28 protein-coding genes are annotated in these 21,259 nt (G+C 54.8%); 5 read left to right on the forward strand and 23 right to left on the reverse strand.

What is annotated here, in order from left to right; all coding sequences use genetic code 11:
- Window positions 1–459 (reverse strand): BRO family protein (locus THS27_RS21140; protein ID WP_256376830.1); only part of this gene is annotated, 459 nt, incomplete at its 3' end.
- Complete coding sequence (locus tag THS27_RS21145; protein ID WP_085594211.1) at window positions 456–758, reverse strand: hypothetical protein; 303 nt, start codon at window positions 756–758, stop codon at window positions 456–458. The genes THS27_RS21145 and THS27_RS21140, both read right to left, overlap by 4 nt.
- A gap of 86 nt (window positions 759–844) precedes the next feature.
- Between THS27_RS21145 and THS27_RS21150 the strand changes: the two genes are divergently transcribed.
- Complete coding sequence (locus THS27_RS21150; RefSeq protein WP_085594213.1) at window positions 845–1,084, forward strand: transcriptional regulator; 240 nt, start codon at window positions 845–847, stop codon at window positions 1,082–1,084.
- Window positions 1,085–1,098: 14 nt separating this feature from the next.
- Here the strand turns inward: THS27_RS21150 and THS27_RS21155 are convergent, their stop codons facing one another.
- From THS27_RS21155 to THS27_RS26725, 21 genes are all read right to left on the reverse strand, one after another.
- Window positions 1,099–2,721 (reverse strand): phage tail tape measure protein, encoded by a 1,623-nt coding sequence (locus tag THS27_RS21155; RefSeq protein ID WP_168184962.1) that lies wholly within the window; start codon window positions 2,719–2,721, stop codon window positions 1,099–1,101.
- A gap of 210 nt (window positions 2,722–2,931) precedes the next feature.
- Window positions 2,932–3,306, reverse strand: a complete 375-nt coding sequence (locus THS27_RS21160; RefSeq protein WP_085594217.1) for a hypothetical protein — start codon at window positions 3,304–3,306, stop codon at window positions 2,932–2,934.
- 1 nt (window position 3,307) lies between these two features.
- Complete coding sequence (locus THS27_RS21165; RefSeq protein WP_085594218.1) at window positions 3,308–3,664, reverse strand: phage tail tube protein; 357 nt, start codon at window positions 3,662–3,664, stop codon at window positions 3,308–3,310.
- A gap of 14 nt (window positions 3,665–3,678) precedes the next feature.
- The gene (locus tag THS27_RS21170; protein WP_085594220.1) at window positions 3,679–5,190 is read right to left on the reverse strand and encodes a hypothetical protein; all 1,512 of its coding nucleotides are present in this window, start codon (window positions 5,188–5,190) and stop codon (window positions 3,679–3,681) included.
- Window positions 5,191–5,193: 3 nt separating this feature from the next.
- A complete protein-coding gene (locus THS27_RS21175) occupies window positions 5,194–5,430 on the reverse strand; it encodes a hypothetical protein (protein ID WP_085594222.1) in 237 nt (78 codons plus the stop codon).
- Complete coding sequence (locus THS27_RS21180; RefSeq protein WP_085594224.1) at window positions 5,414–5,905, reverse strand: hypothetical protein; 492 nt, start codon at window positions 5,903–5,905, stop codon at window positions 5,414–5,416. The genes THS27_RS21175 and THS27_RS21180 overlap by 17 nt, the downstream gene beginning before the upstream one ends.
- Window positions 5,898–6,218, reverse strand: a complete 321-nt coding sequence (locus THS27_RS21185; RefSeq protein WP_139835692.1) for a hypothetical protein — start codon at window positions 6,216–6,218, stop codon at window positions 5,898–5,900. Before THS27_RS21185 ends, THS27_RS21180 begins: the two co-directional genes overlap by 8 nt.
- A 71-nt stretch (window positions 6,219–6,289) precedes the next feature.
- Window positions 6,290–7,339, reverse strand: a complete 1,050-nt coding sequence (locus THS27_RS21190; RefSeq protein WP_085594228.1) for a major capsid protein — start codon at window positions 7,337–7,339, stop codon at window positions 6,290–6,292.
- Between the two features lie 11 nt (window positions 7,340–7,350).
- On the reverse strand, window positions 7,351–7,992 hold the full coding sequence (locus THS27_RS21195; protein ID WP_085594230.1) for a head decoration protein: 642 nt from the start codon (window positions 7,990–7,992) through the stop codon (window positions 7,351–7,353).
- An 11-nt stretch (window positions 7,993–8,003) separates the two neighbouring features.
- Window positions 8,004–9,386, reverse strand: coding sequence for a S49 family peptidase (locus tag THS27_RS21200; RefSeq protein WP_168184963.1), 1,383 nt, complete (start codon window positions 9,384–9,386; stop codon window positions 8,004–8,006).
- Window positions 9,352–11,028, reverse strand: coding sequence for a phage portal protein (locus THS27_RS21205; protein ID WP_085594234.1), 1,677 nt, complete (start codon window positions 11,026–11,028; stop codon window positions 9,352–9,354). The genes THS27_RS21200 and THS27_RS21205 overlap by 35 nt, the downstream gene beginning before the upstream one ends.
- A complete protein-coding gene (gene gpW, locus THS27_RS21210; RefSeq protein WP_085594236.1) occupies window positions 11,028–11,243 on the reverse strand; it encodes a gpW family head-tail joining protein in 216 nt (71 codons plus the stop codon). Before gpW ends, THS27_RS21205 begins: the two co-directional genes overlap by 1 nt.
- Window positions 11,244–11,256: 13 nt before the next feature.
- On the reverse strand, window positions 11,257–13,407 hold the full coding sequence (locus THS27_RS21215) for a terminase gpA endonuclease subunit (protein WP_085594238.1): 2,151 nt from the start codon (window positions 13,405–13,407) through the stop codon (window positions 11,257–11,259).
- Entirely contained in the window at window positions 13,385–13,978 is a 594-nt protein-coding gene (locus tag THS27_RS21220; protein ID WP_085594240.1) for a terminase small subunit, read from the reverse strand. Before THS27_RS21220 ends, THS27_RS21215 begins: the two co-directional genes overlap by 23 nt.
- 185 nt (window positions 13,979–14,163) lie before the next feature.
- Window positions 14,164–14,397, reverse strand: coding sequence for a hypothetical protein (locus THS27_RS21225; protein WP_139835693.1), 234 nt, complete (start codon window positions 14,395–14,397; stop codon window positions 14,164–14,166).
- Window positions 14,398–14,706: 309 nt separating this feature from the next.
- Window positions 14,707–15,345, reverse strand: a complete 639-nt coding sequence (locus THS27_RS21230) for a hypothetical protein (RefSeq protein WP_085594243.1) — start codon at window positions 15,343–15,345, stop codon at window positions 14,707–14,709.
- 314 nt (window positions 15,346–15,659) lie between these two features.
- Window positions 15,660–17,144, reverse strand: coding sequence for a primase-helicase family protein (locus THS27_RS21235; RefSeq protein WP_085594245.1), 1,485 nt, complete (start codon window positions 17,142–17,144; stop codon window positions 15,660–15,662).
- Between the two features lies 1 nt (window position 17,145).
- Window positions 17,146–17,358, reverse strand: a complete 213-nt coding sequence (locus THS27_RS21240) for a hypothetical protein (protein WP_085594247.1) — start codon at window positions 17,356–17,358, stop codon at window positions 17,146–17,148.
- Entirely contained in the window at window positions 17,355–17,804 is a 450-nt protein-coding gene (locus THS27_RS21245; RefSeq protein ID WP_085594249.1) for a hypothetical protein, read from the reverse strand. Before THS27_RS21245 ends, THS27_RS21240 begins: the two co-directional genes overlap by 4 nt.
- Before the next feature lie 290 nt (window positions 17,805–18,094).
- The gene (locus tag THS27_RS21250) at window positions 18,095–18,946 is read right to left on the reverse strand and encodes a Rha family transcriptional regulator (RefSeq protein ID WP_085594251.1); all 852 of its coding nucleotides are present in this window, start codon (window positions 18,944–18,946) and stop codon (window positions 18,095–18,097) included.
- On the reverse strand, window positions 18,943–19,176 hold the full coding sequence (locus THS27_RS26725; RefSeq protein WP_139835694.1) for a hypothetical protein: 234 nt from the start codon (window positions 19,174–19,176) through the stop codon (window positions 18,943–18,945). Before THS27_RS26725 ends, THS27_RS21250 begins: the two co-directional genes overlap by 4 nt.
- Before the next feature lie 273 nt (window positions 19,177–19,449).
- On the opposite strand from THS27_RS26725, the gene THS27_RS21255 reads away from it, so the two are divergent.
- From THS27_RS21255 to THS27_RS21270, 4 genes are all read left to right on the forward strand, one after another.
- Window positions 19,450–20,064: a hypothetical protein gene (locus THS27_RS21255; RefSeq protein WP_085594253.1), complete on the forward strand. Its 615-nt coding sequence runs from the start codon at window positions 19,450–19,452 to the stop codon at window positions 20,062–20,064.
- Window positions 20,065–20,244: 180 nt separating this feature from the next.
- A complete protein-coding gene (locus THS27_RS21260; protein WP_085594255.1) occupies window positions 20,245–20,535 on the forward strand; it encodes a type II toxin-antitoxin system RelE/ParE family toxin in 291 nt (96 codons plus the stop codon).
- Between the two features lie 9 nt (window positions 20,536–20,544).
- Window positions 20,545–20,826 (forward strand): addiction module antidote protein, encoded by a 282-nt coding sequence (locus tag THS27_RS21265; protein WP_085594257.1) that lies wholly within the window; start codon window positions 20,545–20,547, stop codon window positions 20,824–20,826.
- Between the two features lie 27 nt (window positions 20,827–20,853).
- Complete coding sequence (locus THS27_RS21270) at window positions 20,854–21,240, forward strand: type II toxin-antitoxin system HicB family antitoxin (protein ID WP_085594259.1); 387 nt, start codon at window positions 20,854–20,856, stop codon at window positions 21,238–21,240.
- The last annotated feature ends 19 nt before the right edge of the window (window positions 21,241–21,259 follow it).

Here is a 21,259-nt window from a genome sequence, read left to right on the forward strand (position 1 = left end):
CCGCGCCCCGGCCTCGCCATACACCGCCCGCGCCTCGCGCACCAATGCCAGGTCATAATGCCGCTCGGCTTTGGGAATCAGTGACGTTGGCAAATTCTTGCGGCTTTGCCCGGCCTGCCCGCCAGCCCCGGCAATGTCATAACGGCCCGTCTTGCGCAGTGTCGGCAACACTTCCGCCGTCACCCATTTCTTGAACCGCTTGGCCGCTTCCTTGCGGCTGGTCAGGATCAGCGAATACAGGCCGCTTTCGTTGATGATCGTTTTTGTCGGGTTGCCAGGAATACTATCATTAATACAGACAGTATTTTTTTCATCATCATCCAAACGGCTTGCCGCTTGCGGTGCATTACCGATTTCCAAAACAGCACAAACGTCAGTCAGCACAAACCAGACCACACCCTCAATTTCGATTGTCCGAACAGACTGGCCTTCAAAATCAAACGCTACCGGATTGGTCATTTATCACCTCCGGCCTTCATCGCCATCACATCGCGGCGGATCGATTGCACCATGTGATGCACCTGCTCCACCTCCCACCCCATCATGCCGGCGCTGTCTGGCTTGGCCCAATTGCTCAACATGTCGAACTTGACCATCAATTCGGCCACGTCACAGGCTGGCAAAACAAGCAATTGTGCCTCCCACCAATGGGACAAACTGCCATCCGCATCGCCATCGCCGACCCGTTTCAATTCTTTGTACATCGCCGCCAAACCGGTGATGGTCGTTGGAACTTCAAATTTGACTGTTGTAGACATGATTTCATTGCCCCATGAGTTACCAAGTGGTACTTTTCGTATCACTTGATAGCTTAATGGTCAATTAAAAATCATATGGTACAAAAATGATCACTGGATCGCAAATTCGAGCGGCACGCGCATTAGTTAAATTTACGGCTCAAGACCTCGCCGAAAAAGCCGAAGTGGGTTTGATGACTGTCCGGCGCGCCGAATCTTCCGACAATGAAATACCGAACGTAAACAAACCCAATCTCATAGCGATCAAAAGCACTCTAGAAGCAGCGGGCATCATTTTCATCGCCGAAAACGGCGAAGGCCCCGGCGTGCGGCTGAAAAAACAATAAGCGCCTGCTTAATATCACCCCGCCCCCGCAAAACTTGGCCCGCGCCGCAATGTCGTTTCAAGGCTGATACCGCGCGAACGGTTTTGTTTGATTTGTGCGCCATCGGCCCCGGCCCCGTTCAGTTCGATCACGATTTTGCCTTCTGGCGCCACGGGCGCTGCGAAACCCGGTTGTGACGCCTGGCGACGGTCCATTGCCGCGTTCGCAGCACTGGCCATGTCAGGCTTTGCATCGGGCTTCGCCGGGGGCGGTTGGTCTGGCTGGGAGGCATCGACTGAAATTCCCAGCTTATCGATTACCCAGTCAGGCAGGACAGAAACCATCGACTGGATTTTTTCCTTGATGATGCTGGCCAGGTCAAACCCGGTAATGTATTCGACCAGCCCGGTAAAGCCGTCATAGAGCAATGCGAAGGGATTGAATTCCTTCATATAACCCATGATGCCGTCAATAAATCCGGTTTTGAAGGCCGCCGCCACATTGTTAAATTTGGTGGTAAAATAAGAGGCGATACCATCCCAATTGTCGTAAATCGCATACACTGCCCCGGCGACAAGGCCGGCGGCCAGAACAATCGGGTTGCTGGCAATCAACCAGCCTAATTGTGCAAACGCCGCCGCAACCGACACCACACTGGCAATAAACGGACCCGCCATGATGGCGGCCATAGCAAGGGCCGCATTTTTCCAGCCCCCCACCATATCGACCAAACTGCCAATAGTATCGATTACGCCGCTAACGGTTTGCAGCAGGCTTTCAAACGCCTTGCTGGCGGGCGATGCCCCGCCGTTTACCGTTTCAAACCAACCCATCATGGTTGAAGCGGCCCCCGAAATTGCCGCCCCCAGCCGCTCGACAATTTGCGGGCGGATGGTGGCGATAAAATCGGTCATCCGTTTGATTAACGGGGTTAGCACTGGCATCAACTGGCCCATCAGCCCGTTACGAACACCGGTGATGGACTTACCAAAACTGTCCATCGCGTCGTTATAGGCTTCGGTATCAGTCGCGGTTTGCGTCGTGATAACGCCCAGACGCTGCATATCGCCAAACATTCGGTCCATTTCGGACTGGGGCTGTTCAAGCAACAGGGCCATTTTCGCCCCGGATTCCCCGAACAGCTTCATTGCCGCCGATGTTTTCAGGGCGGGGTTCTGGATTTTGCGAAAGGCCGCCTGCAATTCCGGCAAAATGTCATTAAGGCTTCGCACATCGCCCTGCCCGTCCCGCAGGCTGATGCCCAGGGCTTCAAATACAGGCCGGGCACGACCCATGCCATTTGCGGCATCGCCGATATTTTTGGTCAGGTCGCGAAACGATGTTTGCAGGCCCTCGTTGGTCATACCCGCTGCCTGATTGGCCGCATGCTGCCAAAGCTGCAATTGTTCGATCGAAATGCCAATGCGACGGCTGAATTTTGCCATTTCATCGGCCTCACCGGCCCCGTGAATGATCCAGGCAAGCAACCCGCCCCCCAGACCAATCCCGGCCAGCCCCAGCATTCCGGCGGCAACCCCGGAAATATGGCTTGATAACCCCGAAAACGACCGCCCCAAACGCCGGAAACCATCGGTAATGCGATGGAAGCCCATTGACCGGGATAGCTTACCCGCCCCCTCCCGCAAGGAAATCAGCATCGACTTTACCCTACGGACGGGACCTGAAACGTTTTCACGCGCATTCAGGACAAAACTCACGGCATAATTTTTAGCCATTGCTCGTGCCTTCATATATTTTTGCCTGTCGTTCGGCATCTTCGATCAGCGCATCAATCGCGATCAGGATGTCATCAACAGGCATGTCGTGAATTTGGGCGGGCAGCCAACCGAACCGGGCAACCAGGTGCTTTACGATGCCCCGGTATTCCCCGAGCGGCCTTTGGGGAAAAAATCAAAGCAGACCTTCATGGCGCGCATCATATCGGCGGCATCAAGGTCGCCCAGTTTGTTCGCGTTAATCCCGACAGGCACAATCACAAGGCCCGCAACAAAACTGCGCGCACCTTTCATGGCGCTGCCCGCCATTTGTTCGATTTTATCCATATCCCTGCCAAGCGGGCGCCGGAATTCCAGATACTTGACAGTTTCGGTCTGGGTATTGCCGCCTTCCTTAACCGTTACGGAAAACGGATATTCAAGCTGCAAAACCTTGCTGCCATTGTCGCCATCTTCGACAAAATCGCCGATGTCGATCTCGTCAAGATCGTCCATAAAAGCAGGCATCTTATGAGACCTCCCGTGCGCTACTGCCTTCAAAACGTGCCGTCAGGCTGTTTTTCGAGGCATCGACATTAAGATCACCGACATAGCTGCCAGGGCTAAGGATGATGGTACGATCTGCGCATTCCAGCTTGATTTCACCGGCATGCACATCAAGATCGGATGATTTTTGGCCCTCGCCTAAAAAGACCTCGACCTCGATAAAGGCTGCACGGCCTTTTTGCGAAAACCCGACAGATCCTTTACCGCCCCCCGCGATATTTTCGCGGGTTTTGCCGCCGATATTATAAGATGCGGTTTCCGCCACGGCGAAAGCAGCACCATTCACGCTAAGGGTCTGCACCCCTGCAAGTGTTGGCATGGGTTATCCCCCGGTTAATAGGTACGGAAATCCAGCTCGAATTCGATCTTTGCCGCAAAGACGTAAAGCGGGTTCGACAAATCGGGCTGATAAATGACATTCAGGCGATAGGAATTGGTTGTCGACTTGCCAACCTGCAAACGCGCCTCGAATTCTTCAAGGTTTTCAACAAAACCCAGCGCGACCATATAGGCGTAGTGAGCCACCAGCGTTGCCTTGACTGATTTTGGCGTGACATGCGGAATGGCTTCATCAATCGCCGTGCCATCATCGACCAGAACAGGCCGTTGCGCCATGATCCGGCTGTTAATCACGCTTTGCAGTTCATCGCGCACCCGGCCAAGTTGGGCCACGGTATTGACCAGCAAATAAGCCTCGGACGCATCCCCGAATTCGTTGGTTTGATACAAGGTAATCGGCATGTTGAGCCGAACTTTTCCATCGGCGGCAACATCGGTAACCGTGATACCTGAAAACAACAGGGTGTTTTTATCCACCCAGCCAAACCGGCTTTTTTGCGGCGGCGCCATTTCGCCGATCAATTCCAGCCCGAAAAGCGGGCGGGCCGGATGATTGAACAGCTTTGCCGAGGCTTGCCCCATATAGCGCATACCGCGCGCAAATGCGGGCATCGGGGCATCATAGCTTTCAATCACCGACACAAATTTATCGTTGCGCGATGTGCCAAAAGTCACGAGTTCAGACAGTGTACCGCGCCTGGCAGCAAAGGCTTTGACATCGACTTCGCTGCCCGCCGCCTGCTTGGCTTCCAACCAGGCCGACAGCGCATCAAGCGTGGCGCCATCCGTCCAGGGTATACCGACATAATTGAATTTCTGCGACCCGATCGCCGCCAGCGCGCCTGATACGTCCGGGTTACCAGACCCGCCAGAAAGAAAACCTCCGTCCGGGGCCGAAATGGTAATGCCGGCCGGCACCTTTTCGCCAGACATTTCGCCACGTACCGCCACCATAAAACGGATATCGTTGCCGACTTCCCCGGCATTTTTCGCCGTCAGGGTGACAACACCAGCCGCCGAACTTGCCACCACGGGAATGTCAACCACCCCATTCAAGGCCGTCGCCATTGCGGTTGCAACATTTGCCGCCGTATCGCCAACCGCGACCTGCACAAACACCCGCTTGCCCGCAACATATAGCGGCAATGCACGGTTTTCGGTGGCGGTGCCGGTGATAGTCACATCGACCTTGGCCTTAACACCGGCTTCCAGATCAGCCATTGGCAGGGCGTACAGCGTCATGGTCGGGTTGTTTTCGCGGAATGCGGCAACCATCATGGCAAGGATGGACCCAGCGCCAAACAGCGCCCCGGCACTTTCCCCCGTACCAGGGACCAGCACGGCAACATCGTCATCCGCCGTGCCAGCGGCAAGGCTTTGCCCAATGATCAGCGCGGTATGGTTGGCAACAAAGCCCGATGCGCGGGACCCGTCAATTTCAAAATAGCTACCAGCCACCCGCGTATTAATCGGCACCTGGTTAAATGCCTCGTTTGGAATGGTCATTGTTTATTCCTTTGCCTTTTTGGCGGGCGCGGCATTGGCCACCACCACCAGATCGCCAAAAACACCACCGGAAATACCACCACCCGATACCGGGGGCAGCAAACGGCGGATTTCGGGATTGCGCAGATCCTGATCGGACAATTCAAATTCACCGCCAGGGAAAAATTCCCGGCGCACAGGGTTAAAAACCCGCAACGGCTTGCCCTCGACAGTTTTGCCGGGGTTAATCTGGACTTTCATTTTCACGCTCCAAAGTAAGATCGATGCCTTCAAGCAGACCCGCGACCAGCCGCGACACCCGTTTGCGGCGTAATTCACCGGCAATGGTGGTAATTTCGCCAACCATTGGCTGCCCCGCCTCGCCGCGAACAAACTGTTTGGTGGTAAATGAGGGCGGTGCCTGCCAGTGCGCTCGCCACGCCGCCGATGCACAAAGACAGGTAATAATCTGGACTGTCAGGCTTTCCGTTGCCTGGCACCACCCGCTATTGGCGGCCTGAAACACCTCGAACGACAGCGACACATTGGCCGAAAACTGCCAGCTTGATCCCATCGGGCTCATGTCATCGGTCGCGGCATAGATCGAAACAGCAGGCAGGCTATCGGCGGGGACTTCAATCAAACGGCCAATAACGACATTGCAATCGGGCATCAGCACCTTAATGCGGGTCTGCAAATCAACCATCAGGTCAGACCGCGTTTGCCAGTCAGACATTGCGAACCTCGCCTTTCATCAGGCCGACCCTGACCCAGCCGGTATCATCCGGGTCTACCGTATCGACAGTAAATGTCAGGCCCGCGACATCGATAAAGTCACCCTGCCTTACAGGAACCACCCCGGCCCGAAATTCGCCGGTATACTCAAAAAACTGTACTTCGGCATCTCCACCCAAATCATCAGAATGGGCGTTTTGCCGGTAATCAAATTCATCAATCTGGCTGATTTTCCCGGATTGGTGCCGAACATTGGCAACACGGCCAAACGTTCGCGCGACCGGGGTATTCAGCCATCGATCAAAATCAAGCATGCCACCCCCGGAAATAAAAAAGCCCGCCCCGAAGGGCAGGCTTTTAAACATCAAATACACGGCCCCCTACATCAGGCAGCGGCCTTGATCTTGCCACGCCGCAAGGCTTGCGGACGTTTGCAAATATGCAGCGGATAGGCATAAAGTTCGAGATCGACAAACATATTGCGGGCTTTGTCGGGAATAATCAGCGGGTACTGTTTTTTGCCCGGCATATTCACGGTATCCATGAATTCACCAGGGGCAAGCCCTACCTCGAACATGCCCGGCGCGTTCGGGAACGCCCGAAATTCATCGGACGGAATGCTAACGGCGCCATCCGCCGTGCCCCGATAGTTCACCCAGGTAATTTCACCATAGGTAAAGGACGAATAAGCCAGACCATCAGACCGCAACTGCCGGGCTTCTTGCTGGTTAAGGTAGGTTGCGCGGGTTTCAGGGTTATCAACCATCTTGTCGAAAAATTCATCACCACACAACGCGATGACAGACATCCCCGAAAGGACCACACCCCCCAACCCGTTTAGAATATCGCGATGCAGTTGACGGCATTGCTGGCGAATAACACCTTCGCCAGCGGCCGTAGCGGCGGCGAAGTCGAATTCAACCGTACCAGGCCGGTTAACACCCATCGCAGCATACCAGTCAATGATCGTTGCACCGTCGGCGTCAATTACCTTGCCATCAATTGCACCAAGTCGATGAAATTCACGGGTCAGCTCCATTTGCGCCATAAGGCCAACAGGCCCGGCAAACCGACGGGTAATTTCATCCTGAATTTGCATCAGTTCGGTTGTGCTGCCATAAGCACGAATGTCCGCAATCTCGGACGCATACAACGTATCAGAAACCGCGATACGGGGTGCGCGCGCATCGATCAGCTTGCGCTGGTTGCCGCTTTCCGTTTTCTTCGCTGGCTCCCCGCGCTGCGACGTTTTAACGACTTTGATGGTTCCGTCGATGATTTCAATAGGAATGGTCTGGGTTCGCACAGGAAGCGGGGTAAACAGATTTGGCAAACTGCCAAGAAATGCAGGCACATACGGTACATTCTCGACAAGGGACATTAAGCCCATCATCTTGAATGCCGGGTTGGTGCTGAAAATATCAAGCGTCGGCATATGAATACCCCTTATTTCACCAGCAAGTGGTTGGTTGCAAGACTGGCGATTGCGGCGGTTTTCTGATCCGCCGTGATGCCTTCGGGCCAGATCAGGCGATTGCCATCAACCGTCGCAAGACGGGTGACAAGCACCGCTTTTTGCGCGGAATCTTTAGCGTTCTGCCCGGAAAAGAGGATCGCTTTTGCGATTTGCGATCCGTCATCTTTTGCCGGGTCCAGGGCAACAAAATCGCCCGTGCCAGCAGCAACGGTCACAGTCAGAATATCGCCCGCCTCAAAGGCGGTGCCGCCTGCCGTAATGGTAAAACCCGAAAGGTGGGTACTGGCATATTCAGTGCCGACAACGGCATTTTTCAGGTTGTTGCCGTTTGGTGTCGTAACCGAAAAATGTGTGGCATCAAGGGCTGTCAACACATAGGCACCAAGAACAGCCGCTTTGCCGGTAACAACAGTGGCGTCATCGATCGTGCCGTTGCCGGTATTGCCACCATCAGCAGCAACCACAACATTGTCGACAAGGCCCTGTTGCGCCAGAACCGTGCCAGGATGATACACTTGGCCTGCCTTCAAGGTGCCGGTTTCGCGAAATGCCCAATCCACTTCACGCATCAAAAAGGCCCCGTCCTGCGGAGCCTGCAAATAGGTCGTCATTGGATTTCCTTTCAGCCAGCAACACGTTTAAACGACGATGCCCAACTGGCTTCAACCGCCTGTTGTTCGCCGGGCGTTGGGGCAGATGGCGACAAGTCAGGATTGCCAGCCGACGCCATCGTATCGGCCAGACCAGCGCCCCCCTTGGGCGCAGCGGCAAGGGCCGCAAGCGCATCCTTGACCGACATCGATGTATTAAAGGCGAAATGCTGCGCCAGATTACCACGCCCCTTGGCGGCATTTGACCCGATGATGGACGCAATGCGCTTGCGTTCGCGTGCGCCAGCCGATTTACCATCGCCCTCGTCATCCCCGGCGTCGGTTTCATCCTTCACCGATGGCTTTTTGCCACCTTCCGGCGCATCGCCGCCGTCATCTTCTTCGTCATCTTCGGCGGCATCGGCATCATCCGGCACCTGGTCATCAGCCAGGGCACGCTTGCCCCGCGTCGGCTTGTTCTGCGCCATTGTGGAACCTCCAATATGTTGCGCTGTCGTATCACCACCGGCGGGGCCGGAGGCAGGTTTGGAAATTTCAGCGGCAAATGCCGCGAACGCCTGTGATGGCGTCATCAGTTCATCGGCAAAACCGATTTGAAGGGCTTCGTCCGAATTGATTGTCCGCGCCTCGGTCGCCAGTACGGCCTTTAGGTCGATGCCCCGGCCCTGTGCCACCTGTTCCGCAAAGGAAATGCGCAAAACTTCAAGTTCCGCCTCGATCTCCTTTGCCACATCGGGGGGAAGTTCTTCATAAGGGTTAACCTCCATTTTGCGCGCACCGGCCCGTAAAACAGTGACTTTGACCCCGGCATTTTCATATGCCTTTGTCATATCGGTATGCAGACACACCGCCCCGACGCTACCAACGCCGCCAGAATTTGGCGGCACCGTGATATGATCGCACTGGCTGGCCAGCCAATATGCCGCCGAATAGGCATAATCCGAACAAATCGCCCAGGTCGGCTTTGTCGAACCGGCAATCATGTCGGCCAGTTCAAAAAGCTGGGAATGGACTTCGCCGCCCGGGCTTTCAAAATCGAACGCAATGCCTTTGACATCATCGTCAAGCAACGCCTCGCCCAGCTTGGCCATCAACCCGTCATATCCGGTCATACCGGACCACGGATCGAGAACACCCAGCTTGCTAACCAGCGTTCCCGACACCGGCAAAACCGCCATGCCGTTTTCCACCCGGTAAATCTTGCGATCCGGGCGGTTGCCGTTCCAGTCCGCCGCCAACACATCCAGCTTTTCGGGCTGGGGGCTGGTATCATCGACCAGAAACCCGCTTAACCCGGCGCGCGATGCCAAAACACCCAGCATCAAACGCGCCCGGTCAGGGGTAACAAGGTGGGCGCGGTTAAGCAACCGCCCCAGCAAGCGGGGATAATCCATGTGATTGTGCCTTTTGCTGCAAAGCCTGCATGCGTCGTTCATACCGATCAAGTCTGGCATTCACGGTTGTGGTCTGGGTTTGCCCGTTTTCGTCGGTTTCGACCGATGAAACCGACCATTCAGGGCGGGGAATTCCCAAATCAGACAGCGTTTGCAGTTCATGACGGCGCTGTTCTGTCAGTTCTTCCCAATCCTTGCCCTGTTCGGCGGCTTCATCTTCCAGTGTCGACAGCATCGATTGCATTCGCATTTCCGATGCCTGTGCTTCCTTGGTCGGGTCAATATACCCGCGCGCCGGGCCAATCCATTTGGCGCGGGTCCACGCCGCAAGGGCATCGCGATAGGCCGGCGCACCATCGGGAATGTTCACATCCCCGCGCTCGACCAGTTCTTCACCCAACAGGACATAAACCTGTTGAACAAAGTCCCGAACGAACTCCGCACGCACAACGGAAATGTGTTTCCACACTTCCAAAAGCGCAGCACGGGCCGAACTGTAATTAACCTTCGACCAGTCCATTGAAATTTGTTCGTAAGAAATCCCCATCGAACTGGCGAAATAGCGCAAACAGCTTTCTTCAAATGCCGCAAACCCGTTGTTCGGGCGCTCCGACCGCAACAATTGCAATTCTTCACCCGGAAACAGTTTGGGAATACGCGCCCCATCCAGCGAAAGATTGGTTTTGTTATGATACCCGGCGCGCGCATCCTGATATGGCGAAAGCGATGCACCGCCTTGCGGGTCCAGCATCGATTGCGCCATATGTTGGTCAAACGGCGATTTTACAAAGGCCGCAAATACCGCATGGATTAATGCCGATTGCAATTCGGTTTTCGACCAGCGCCGTTCCATATGCATGCGTTCAAGGATTGGGGTAAACAGCCCCCGGCCCCGCGTCGCACCGGCCTTGTCTTTCAAAAACGCATGAATAACACCGCGCCGTTTTGTGCCACGCACATAGGCAGGAACACGCGACCAGGTGAACGGGTCATGCGCGGTATCCATCCAGATATCGGACGGATGACCATTGCGAAAATGATAGGCTACCGGCTCCCCGTATTTACCTTTTTCAACCCCGCCCCGCATATAGGATGTTTCAGGCTGGTTGTTAGGGTTGCACAAACGGTCCGGGTCAACAATTTGCAGGGCAAGGGCATATTTTCCACCCCGGTCAGGCAGCCAGTACGGCAGGCAAATTGCTTCGCCGTCCAGTACATAATGATTAAAAGCCACGGCACACAAACCGTTAAAGTCGGTTTTGCGCTCTACATCACAGTAAAAATCAGGGTCGGTTGACCACGCATTCCAGCCCCGTTCAAATTCGCGACCCAGATCGCGCGATTGCTCGAATGTCAGGTTAAGCGATTTCCAGTCCGGCTTTGACGACAGGCGAAGGCCCGCCCCTACCACACCGTCACGCAGTTTCTGAATACCGGAAACCGCCCAGCCGGAATTGCGGTACTGATCCCAGGCACGGCCCTGCATCATATCGCGTTCGGGCAACAATGCAGCATCAGCCGATTGCAACGCAGGATAATAATCCGACATTTCAACCGACCGACTGCTTGCCGCATCGTGCGATGATGTCATGGACGCACGCAGCGGCGTAACACCATCGCTAGCAACCAATGATTTGTTCATCAATGCACCCTTACCCCGATCGCATGGCGTCCACCAAGGCCCAGCAACTGATCAATTTCAGCTAACCTAGCGTTAATATTGGTCAGATTGGCCGCGCTATAACTCACGTTACGACCATTCGACCCGACGGATTGAACACTTTCCCCGCACAAAACACGGGTCCGCGCTTCAATCAGCCGTGCCTTTTCGGCTTCCAGTGCGGGCCGGTCAATCATGGTGGTTATCCTGTTATGCAAGTTGCGAAATCATCGCATTAATGCGGGCGTTTTCATCGGTTTCACTAGGTTTAAGCATCGGAATTTCAACCGGCCCGGCATTCCCCGATGATAGCAAGGCAACAATAAACGGGTTGCCATTCCGGCCCATCCAGTTCGGTAACTTTTCGGGTTTATCCCAAGGCATCTTGTCGGCATTCAGTCGTAAAACCGCCGCCGTGCAATATCCAGAAAGGTCAAAGGCTTCATTGCGTGCGGCTTCCTTTTCCCAACCCTTATCCTTGCGGATTTCAGCCAGGTATTCCGCCAATGGCGATTTCATCAATTCCGCTTCGTCGGGTTCTGTTTTGCCATTTGGCAAATGCAGGGTGCCCATTGCACGCGGGATATGAATGTATTGTGGCCCGCTTTGTTCGCGCCGCAATCCACCCATCACAAAATCTTTCAAGTGATCAACACCCGCCTGCAACACCGGAATTTCCCCGCGTGCGCCAGCATATTTGTCTTTTCGTTCTGAATCCGGCCATGTCAAAACGGCCCGGGGCACCCGAAAACCACCGATACCTCGTAATGGCAAAAGCCGTTCGTGCTGACCACGCCGTTTGATGTCGCGATAAAAATCATATGCCTTGCTGGTCACACCTGCCCGGCCATGAATGTCATAGACAAACAGTTTTACCTTCATTGCCTTGCCGGGCATCGATGCCATCGGCCAGGCAACGTCCAGCACCCGTTTGCGCAAAAGCTGCCAGTCTTCGGCATAGGCCGCCGGGTCCAGCGCCCGTTCGGTCCAACCTTCCACCTGTTCGGGCACCGCAATTTCAAACCGGTCGACAATCCAGCGTTCCAGATGCGCGCCAAACCCTTCGATCTGAATAACAAACCTGTTCCCCTGCACGTCAGCCGCAGCAACCAGAAACAAAACGCCATCGGGCACAGTACCCAACGGGTAATCTTCACAACGCGCAAACAGGTTTTCAACGGTCAGTTCACCCTGTTCTGCCCGTGCGGCAATCGCGCGCGGCATATAGGGTTCGGCCTGATCAGTATTAACCGTTGTACGCAGCGACGTTTCGCTACCGGTTCTGGCATATTCGTCAAGCGCGGTCAGGTATCGGGTGACAAGCCCTTTCCAGCCTTGAAAAACCGCCGCCGGCCCTTTTAGCCAATAGGACGCAATTTCAGAAACCCGGGCCGTGCCAACAATTTCACCCTCAACAATTGAAAGCCCTTCGGCCAGCCAATGGCCATTGGCATCAAGGTCGCGCTTTTGGCGTTCATGGATGACACCGCCGCAATGGGGGCAATGCATCGTAACGTTTTGGGCCGCTTCGTCGATGTTATCGGTTTCGGGCCAATCCAACAGGTTGAAAGACGGTTCAAAACCGTCGTGGCAATCTGGGCAAATCCAGTAACGACGCCGCCGATCGCCACGGTTATAAAGGCTGATAATGCCACCAACCGGCGGCGCTTCATGCGCGGTTTTCGCTTTCCATCGACCATCTACAAAATCCCGCCCGGGCGAACTTTCAGCCACCGTCATGCCACGCGACCCGAATGTTTTGGTGCGCTGGCGGCCAAGGTCAAAAATCTCGCCTTCACCGTCCAGGTCATCAACCATCCGGTCGCGGTCGGTAATCAATATAAGGGGGATCGGCTCCGACGACAGAACCGGAACCGACGGCGATGTAATCGAAATCATCGCACCCGATGCCAGTTTCTTATCGTTGATATTGTCTGAATGCAGGGCTTTTGACATCCGGGCTTTAAATTCCGGGCTTTCCTTGTCGATCAGCTTGCGCATCCGGTTGATAGAGAAACGTCGCGCAGTATAGGCGTTCATTTGCAAAACCAGCGTATCAACCGGGTCGCAAATCGCCATATGCACAAGGCGGTTCATAAGCAGGGCGTCGGTTTTAAGCGACTGCGCAGGGCCTACAAAAACAACCGCTTCATATTCACGTGCCGCCGTCATGTTCATGGGTTCAACCATGTAGGGCGCAACGCTGTTATCCCACGGGCCGTTGTAAACCGCACTTACCACACGGCGGTAACGCGCGGCGGCCTCGGATACCGAAATCCGCTTGGGCGGCAACAAAATCGCCGCTGCCTGCGACAGAATAACCCACGGATCGCGAAAATCAGGAAGCGGCGTTTTCTCCATTGTTGTTCATCAGCTTGCGTGCCAATTCCTCTTGATACTTGTCGATTTTTTCCTGCAACGCGCCGATCACACCCAGATCAAGTTCAAGTTCTCTGCCTATCGCCTCGGGCAACGACTGTAAAAACTTCGCAAGATCGCCCAGCAACTGTTCATCACGGGCAAACAGGGCGTTGGCATCGACCAGTTCGCCACGTTCCCGGCGAACCTTCATTTCGACCAGTTCGGTTTCATACAGCTTTTTGCGCTGTTCGGCTGTCAGGCCAGACCGCTCGTCCGTCGCCTGTCCACCAAGCAAAGCCATTTCGGCTTGGGCCTGTTCTTTTTCGCGGCGCTGTTTTTCTTCTTCTTCCTCAACCTGCTTTCCGGTGGTCCACGCATGAACTTCAGGCAGGTAGTAACCATAAGCGCGCCCGTTTTTCCCTTCACGGCGATACGGCAAACCCTTATGGCGCATCCGGTCAAAGGTTGGCAGCGACAGACCCAACACCCGGGCCGTTTCTTCCCGGCTCCAAAGTTTGCTCTCGTCGCCGTCCCATTCATCGGGCCAATCATCCGGCCAAGCCTTAGCCATCACAATCACCCCAAAACATAATCAGAAACAACAACCTAACGATTTCAAATAGATAACGCACACCAAACACCCGCGCCACGCTAGACCCGCTCGGGTTGAGAAGTGCCAGGGAGGACCCGCTCGTTTTTGGCGGGCATGGCTGGCACATCGGTTACCATTGGGCGGACGTGATGCAGGCCGTCGGATTATCGGGCGACGTAGTGCCGGGTCCAGTGTTGCCCGCAGTTGCCGCAATACATCGATTGGCGTTTGGGACCACCGGGGCCTTTCATGCGAACGGCCATTAAGGTGGCGCGGTTGGTGTTGCCGCACGACACACACCCGACCCCGGCATCATCGCGGGTATCATCGTCGCCCATTGAAGGCGCAGACGGTTCGGCCAATGGTGGTTGCATGGCATTGCCTTTCGATGCTGACAAGGACGGCAGCGCCGGGTTGCTCCGCAGGGGACACGCCAGACCCTGCCCGCACACGCCGCCGCCCATGTCAGCACCCAAAAAAGAACGGCCCAGCCGGTTTGATCCGGTATGGTCCGCAGTTTCATCAGGGAGTATTCGGGAAAAAACGAGAAAGCGTTACATGGCCAGCCTCCATAAGGCCCAACGCAAAACGCCCCGGCATGTGCCAGGGCGTTTCACAACAGCATTAGGGCAAAACAAAAACGCCCGCCGGTGATACCGTGCGGGCGCTTTTCGTCTCGGGTAGGGTGTCAAATTTCCCTGCGTAGGTCAAGCGGCTTTTTCGTCCTTGGGTGCTTTTTTCACGCCATCAGCCAACCAAGGCAATTTCGGCGGCATTGCGCCCGTTATGCGATAGATGCAGTCAGCAGGCGAATTATCGCCAAATTCGCGCATATCCAATTGCAAAACCGAGAGAGCCTGCCACCACATCAGATATTCAGCCCGCGCCATCGACACAACGGTTTCAGAATGCCCAATCCGTTCCACCTTGCAGCTTGCCTTGGCAAGATTGCGATTGTGATCACGGGCCGGAACCGGCTGCCCTTGCGCATCAAGCACCGCCACAAACCGCTCCACCCCGTCAGGATACCAATCAGGCCGTCCGCACACCTCGCCCCATGAACGAACAATTTCGGCGGCGTCGCCAGAAACATCCCGAAGCCCCAGCCAGGCGCGATGCAGCGCCATGGCTTGCGGGTGGCGTTCGTCATTGGCAACCGGCACCGCGCCAGAACCGGCAATCCGCTCCCCGTAGGATGCGGTTAACCGACGCATCATGCGAAGTTCCGGCATCAGGCCGTTGCCACTATCGGCCCGTTTGCCAATCCATTGCACCCCAAATGCCCAGTTTACCAAGCCTTCGATGCCAATCGGCTTTAGCGGTTTGAGTAGCTGTTCGCGGTTCATTTGCCTGCCTTCCTTTATTCGTCCCGCCATCGTCCTGATTTTAAAATTTCAGCCGGGACAAAAAGTGGTGATTTTATTTTTTGATTTCAGATAGTTAATCTTATTGTCCTATATACCCCATGTTACCTATGTATATGTAATATGTGTATATATGCGCCTGTGCACACACACGCCCACCCATATACACATATACGCGCAACTTGGGACGTTAGGGACTATTGGGACCGGCCTTGTAAAACCGGGGTTTTCCCGTCCCCCGCACCTTCAAAAAGTAAGGACAAAGGGGGGACGGAAAGAAAGACACACTTCACCTGTCAAAAATCATCCGGCGAAAAATCGCCCGACCCGGCATGGGCATCGTCAAACTCGCGTTCGTACCAGTCGATATCGGTGCGGATCATTTCGGCGAACAGCCGCCGACATTCCTCCAAAGGAGGGAACTGGTAAACATATTTCCGCACCCCTTGGTCAAATCGTCGCCTGCCCGCCGATACACCAGAGCACACACGCATCAGTCGCCTGCCAAACTGTTCTTCAGTGAGCGGAAACCTTCGCCCACGTTGCGTCACCCATTGCAGGTAATTGGCGTACACATCCGCCTTGGGCAAGTATGGCATCCAATGCTGCGCCCCGTCACTCTGAAATGTGACATGCCCGCGCCGCAAACACACAAGCCACCACGATTCCTCGACAGAAAGGCTGGACAGCTTTTGGTCGGCCAACGCCGCCGTTTTGGGAATATCCCACAAATTGATGCTATCAATATCAAATGAAAGCAGATACCCAAGTAACGCTTCATACCCGCCATCATCAAGCTGTTTGATCATTTCCCCGAAATAATTTCGATTTTGCTGGCTGTTATTGGATACATCAAACACTGCAAACCGGCGCTCGTCATGCCCCGCAGGCACAACCCAGTCATTGTTAGACGTCACCAGCAAATGAACATAGTTTTTGACCCGAAAAGCATCCACGCCCTTGCGCTCGATCATATGATAATCGGACGTCACAAGGCCCTTTAACCGGCCTTCGGCGTGCTTGTCGCCCGCCCAAAAACCCTCGTCAGCCTGCAACAGCAACGTAGACGCCAGGTGGGCGTTAAAGTTCCCCACCACATAGCGCGGGTCATCCACCAGCGCGTAATGATCTTCTATCAACCGGCCAAGGGTCTGCCCAAACAGGGTTTTGCCACTGCCCTGCCCGCCGCGCAAAACCACAGCCACCCCGGCCCGCTCCGTCGGTTTTTGCAGCATATGTGCCGCCCAACCCATAATAAACCGAAAATGGGCTTCATTACCGCCCGCTATATTGGTGCGGACATGATCAAGGAAAATATCGCACTTTTTCTCGCATTCCTCGTAATCGGCCCGCAGGCTGAACCCGCGCCACAGGTTATAAATGCCCGAATGGGTTGATGTGCCTGGCGCGAACGAAACACCACGATATTGCCGACGTTCCGGGTCTCGAAACCACAGCCTAGACCACGAAACCTTTTTGTCCGAGGCAACATACTGTTCCTGATTGGCAAACCAGGCATGAAAAGCGTCAACCGACATCAGATTAACCCGATCCTCGACCGGACAATCGCCGCGCTTGAAGTTTTCTTCCAAAATCAATGGCTTTCCGCCCATCATGACTAACGCATAATGTTCGTTCATGGCATGAACATCGAAAAACACATCATCCGGATCTAGCTTTACACCATCAATTCCAACCACCTTGGCGCCATTGATAATCTGCTTTGCAGCCTCAAAACCAATATTGGTTTTATGAGATCCATTCGCTTGATCTTTCGTCATCTCAAAACAACCTTCCCTGTTTTGGTTTGCGTTGATCGGCGGGAATATCGCCAATCGGTCCGTCGGGGGCTTCCGTGCCCTCGGCAATACGTTTGTTGCGGTAAAATTCGGGGGGTATGTGCTGGCCACACCAACGGCCATGACCAACCATGATATGGCTGCCAGCCTTCTCGCAGCCCTTGACATCGCACGGCAGAACAACGGGGTGTTTCATAAAAGCCCCGCATCAATTTCGATGGAAAGAATGCCCGTCAGGGCCGCAACAACCTGTTCTCGCGCCCAGTCGTTGCCCTCTTCGGTCAACATCACGTCCGGGTTTAATTCATCGGCAACGGCACGCAATTTGGATGCCGCATCCACCAGCGTGTAGGCCGCACTGATCGAACAGGCGCGGCGTTGAAAAGCAGGGTCATCCGGCCCGAAACAATCCAGCCCGAATGTCTGGTAACGGGCGATAATCAGGCCAATATCAGGGGGAAATGAAAGCGAACCATCGCGCATCATGTAATCGCGAATATAGGGAACCAGCATCGCGGCAATGGCTTGCGCGCGGCGTTCTACCATATGGCCAACCGCATCGGACGAACCGGGTGCGGGCTGGGTATCTGTTAAATCTTGGGGAAGTGTAGACGGATTCCGCCCTTGACCATGATCAGGCATGGGGACCTCCTTGTGTGTTGGTAAAACCAACCACCGAGGCCCTTGGTCGAGGCTCTGGTGGCCGGACGTGCATGCTCGACCAAGAACCGCCCCACAAGGAAAGCAGCTAGCCCAAAGGGCTAACACACACGCCCGACCATAAGAAAACCGCGCGGCAAAAAGCGTTGCGGCGCGGGTCAAGCGCCTTGCGGACAGTGAGGGTTGGTCGACCCCCGACAGCACCTTTTTCGTGCTGCTACCGCCCAAGCTACGCCCGACACTTGTGAAAATCAAGCCTGTATTGCCCTCAATCATCGACCGGCCCCTTTTGCCTGGGCCTTACCACCAACAATCAGGTGCAACCGCCCCTGCCCGGTTTGGTTGTCATTATGCTCACGCACCAGAAAAGACCCGGACCGGCGCATATAGTCATTGGCAAAATCGCGCGGGAACAGCCAGACACCGGAATGCGGGCAGCGCCGCACAGCAACCGGCGGACGCGATTGCAGGGCGCGCGCGCGCAACCGGCAACCAATCTTGCGATTTAAGGCCGACCGCCCCTTTTGCACCGCACTGTATTCAAGCAGCAATTCCCGAACGGACACATACTCCAAAGCAGCAACGCGGGCGGACGCGCCAAGCATCAGGTTGCCAACCTGTTCAGCCAGCGCCAACGTCGCGGCACTTTGTTCCTGGCGCATGCCCTCTAATCGGGCTTCCCATTGCGTCATACGGTGCTCAATGGCCGTAACCTTTTTGACCACCGTTTTTACGATGCCAAGCGCACGAACCAGTTCTTCGGGGATGGCGCGCAATGTGTTTTCCATCGCGTTGAACTGCGCGATATAGGTTTCCTTAAACCCGGCCGCTGATTTACCCGTGAACCCCATAGCAAGGAACGTAAAACCATCCTTCGTCATGTTGAAGGATCGCTCAGTACGCCTGCCACCATTAGGCATTTCAACGTCGTGCGATGTGGGCTCAAAATTGAGCCGACGAAAATCGTCGCTACATTCCAGTTCGCCAATGTCACGCAATACGTTTTTATGCAGCTTGCCAAAATAAGCCGCCACATCACGGCTATTGGTTTTAATCGCACCACCCTTCTCGAATACGACGGGCAGAACAGAATTATCGTTGCTTACATTTAAGGCACGTTTCATGGCTCTATCTCCGGGGAAAGATGGAAGGGAAAGAACAAAACCGGGAAAATCAGGCGGTGCGATAAACCGCAAAAACACACGCAAAGCGGTTTTTCTGATTGCCCTTTACAATCAAAAAGGCTCAAAATGAAACCAGGGCGATTGTTGATTTGCAGTGTTGTTACTCTTTGCACCGTCTCAACTGACAAGCGCGCAGCATTCACAACCATGACTTTCAGAGGATCAAGCACGATGGGTAATCCGAGACAGCCAGACAATCCCCGCCCGCCAATCGACAGGGCTCCACCAAATGACCAAGGCGGCGGCTCCGAAAGAAAAAAAGTCCCCGCCCAAAATAACCGGGTTGTCAGCGAAAACCGCGCTCCTAACCATCCGCCAACAAAATCCAGTGAATCGGGAAAACCGAAAGCGTGAAGCGTTGGCGCAACAGGACGGCCATCCCGTTGCGCCTTCCCCCTAACAACCAGAGCTTGATAGGAGAAATTTTCTATGAGGATAGCTCGATGGAACAGCCCACCAAACCGACCGACACCAACACCGATGAAACCACCGTCAACCAACCCGGGATCAACAGTGAACCCGAACCGGCCCCCATCGGGGCCGCCGAAACCGCCATCCAGATAGAGAACGACGACAGCTATAAACTGATTTTCAGCATTGAGGTTTCGCGGCGGTACAACCTGCACATGGCACGGGGTTTTCGCCGACTTGGCCAATTGACTAAATTGTTCACCATTATGGGGGGCAGTGCCGCTTTTGTTGGCTTGCTGAACCAAACGCAAGCCATCACGCCGTGGGTTGGCCTTGTCGGAACTTTTGTTCTGACCTTCGCGACAGCCCTTGATATCGTTTACGGCTTTGATGCCGCCTCGTTTGAACACCGGAAACTTGCGCGGGACTATACCGACCTGTTGCGACGGCATAAGTCTGGCGAAGACACAAAAAACCTTACCCAGGACTATTATTATATCGAAGCGAACGAACAGGCCGGATTGAAAGCGGTCATGAACGCCTCGCATAATCAGGCACTTAGAAACATGGGCTATACCGGCGATGAGTACGAAGAATATGCCGTCAAAGTGAGATGGTGGCAGTATCCCCTGTTTATCGTATTCTAAACGCATTAATCCGGGAAACGCCGTTCCGGCCTGTAAACACGCAACCCGCGACAAAGGTTGCGTGTTTTTTGTGCAAGAACCGGCATTGTTTGTAACCAGCCGCACACAGAGCGTTGACACCTGTATCCCGTGAGCGACAAAAATATTGACGCCGTGTTTCTTAAAGGATACATATTTGTCATGATTGAAATTCGCCAGACATCCCGTTTTGACAAATGGATCAGCAAGCTGAAAGACCGTCGCGCCCGTGCGCGCATTGCTGCCCGGATCGACCGAATGAAGATCGGCGGATTTGGCGATTGCAAGCCGGTGGGCAGCGGTGTTTCCGAAGCACGAATTGATTACGGGCCGGGATATCGGATTTATTTTATCCCGCGTGGTGACACGCTGGTGGTGTTGCTGGCCGGGGGCGACAAATCCAGCCAGCAACGCGATATTGCGGCCGCGATTGCGTTGGCCGAAAACCTGTGAGGTAAGACGATGAAAACCGAAACCATGCCGTGGGATTCCGCTGCGCACCTGGAAACCGAAGAAGACGTTGCCGCCTATCTTGACGCCGTGTTTGCCGAAGGCGATCCCGCCCTTGTGGCCCATGCCCTTGGCGTTGTCGCCCGCGCACGCGGCATGAGCGATATTGCCCGGGCGGCGGGCGTATCGCGGGCCAGCCTTTACAAATCCCTGCGCCCCGAAGGCAACCCGGAGCTTGCCACCATCATGAAAGTGATGAATGCGCTTGGCGTACGTCTGGGCGTTGGCGCGTAACCCGTACAAGATAAAAGCAACAGAACAATGAAACAGACCTATTGGGCTGTGGTTTACAAAGACACCGACAGCGATTTCGGAATTTCTTTTCCGGATTTTCCCGGTTGCGTTAGCGCAGGAAGTACCATGATTGAACTGGTCGAAATGGGCACCGAAGCCCTTAATTTTCACATTGAAGGCATGCACGAGGATGGCGAAACCATCCCTGCCCCGACCAGCTTTGAAAACCTGCCCGCCAACCCGGAACCGGAATGCAGCGAAGTATCGCGCATCCCGATAACTGTGACCGTACCAGGCAAAAAACGCCGCATGAACCTGACCATTGACGCCAACCTGATTGATCAGATTGAGACCAAATACGGCAAAGGCGGCATTTCCGGCTTTTTGGAGAACGCGGCCCGGCGCGCCCTGTAAAGCACCGCAAGGCCCGGCC

The organism is Thalassospira sp. MCCC 1A01428 (assembly GCF_002115825.1).
Lineage (GTDB): Bacteria > Pseudomonadota > Alphaproteobacteria > Rhodospirillales > Thalassospiraceae > Thalassospira.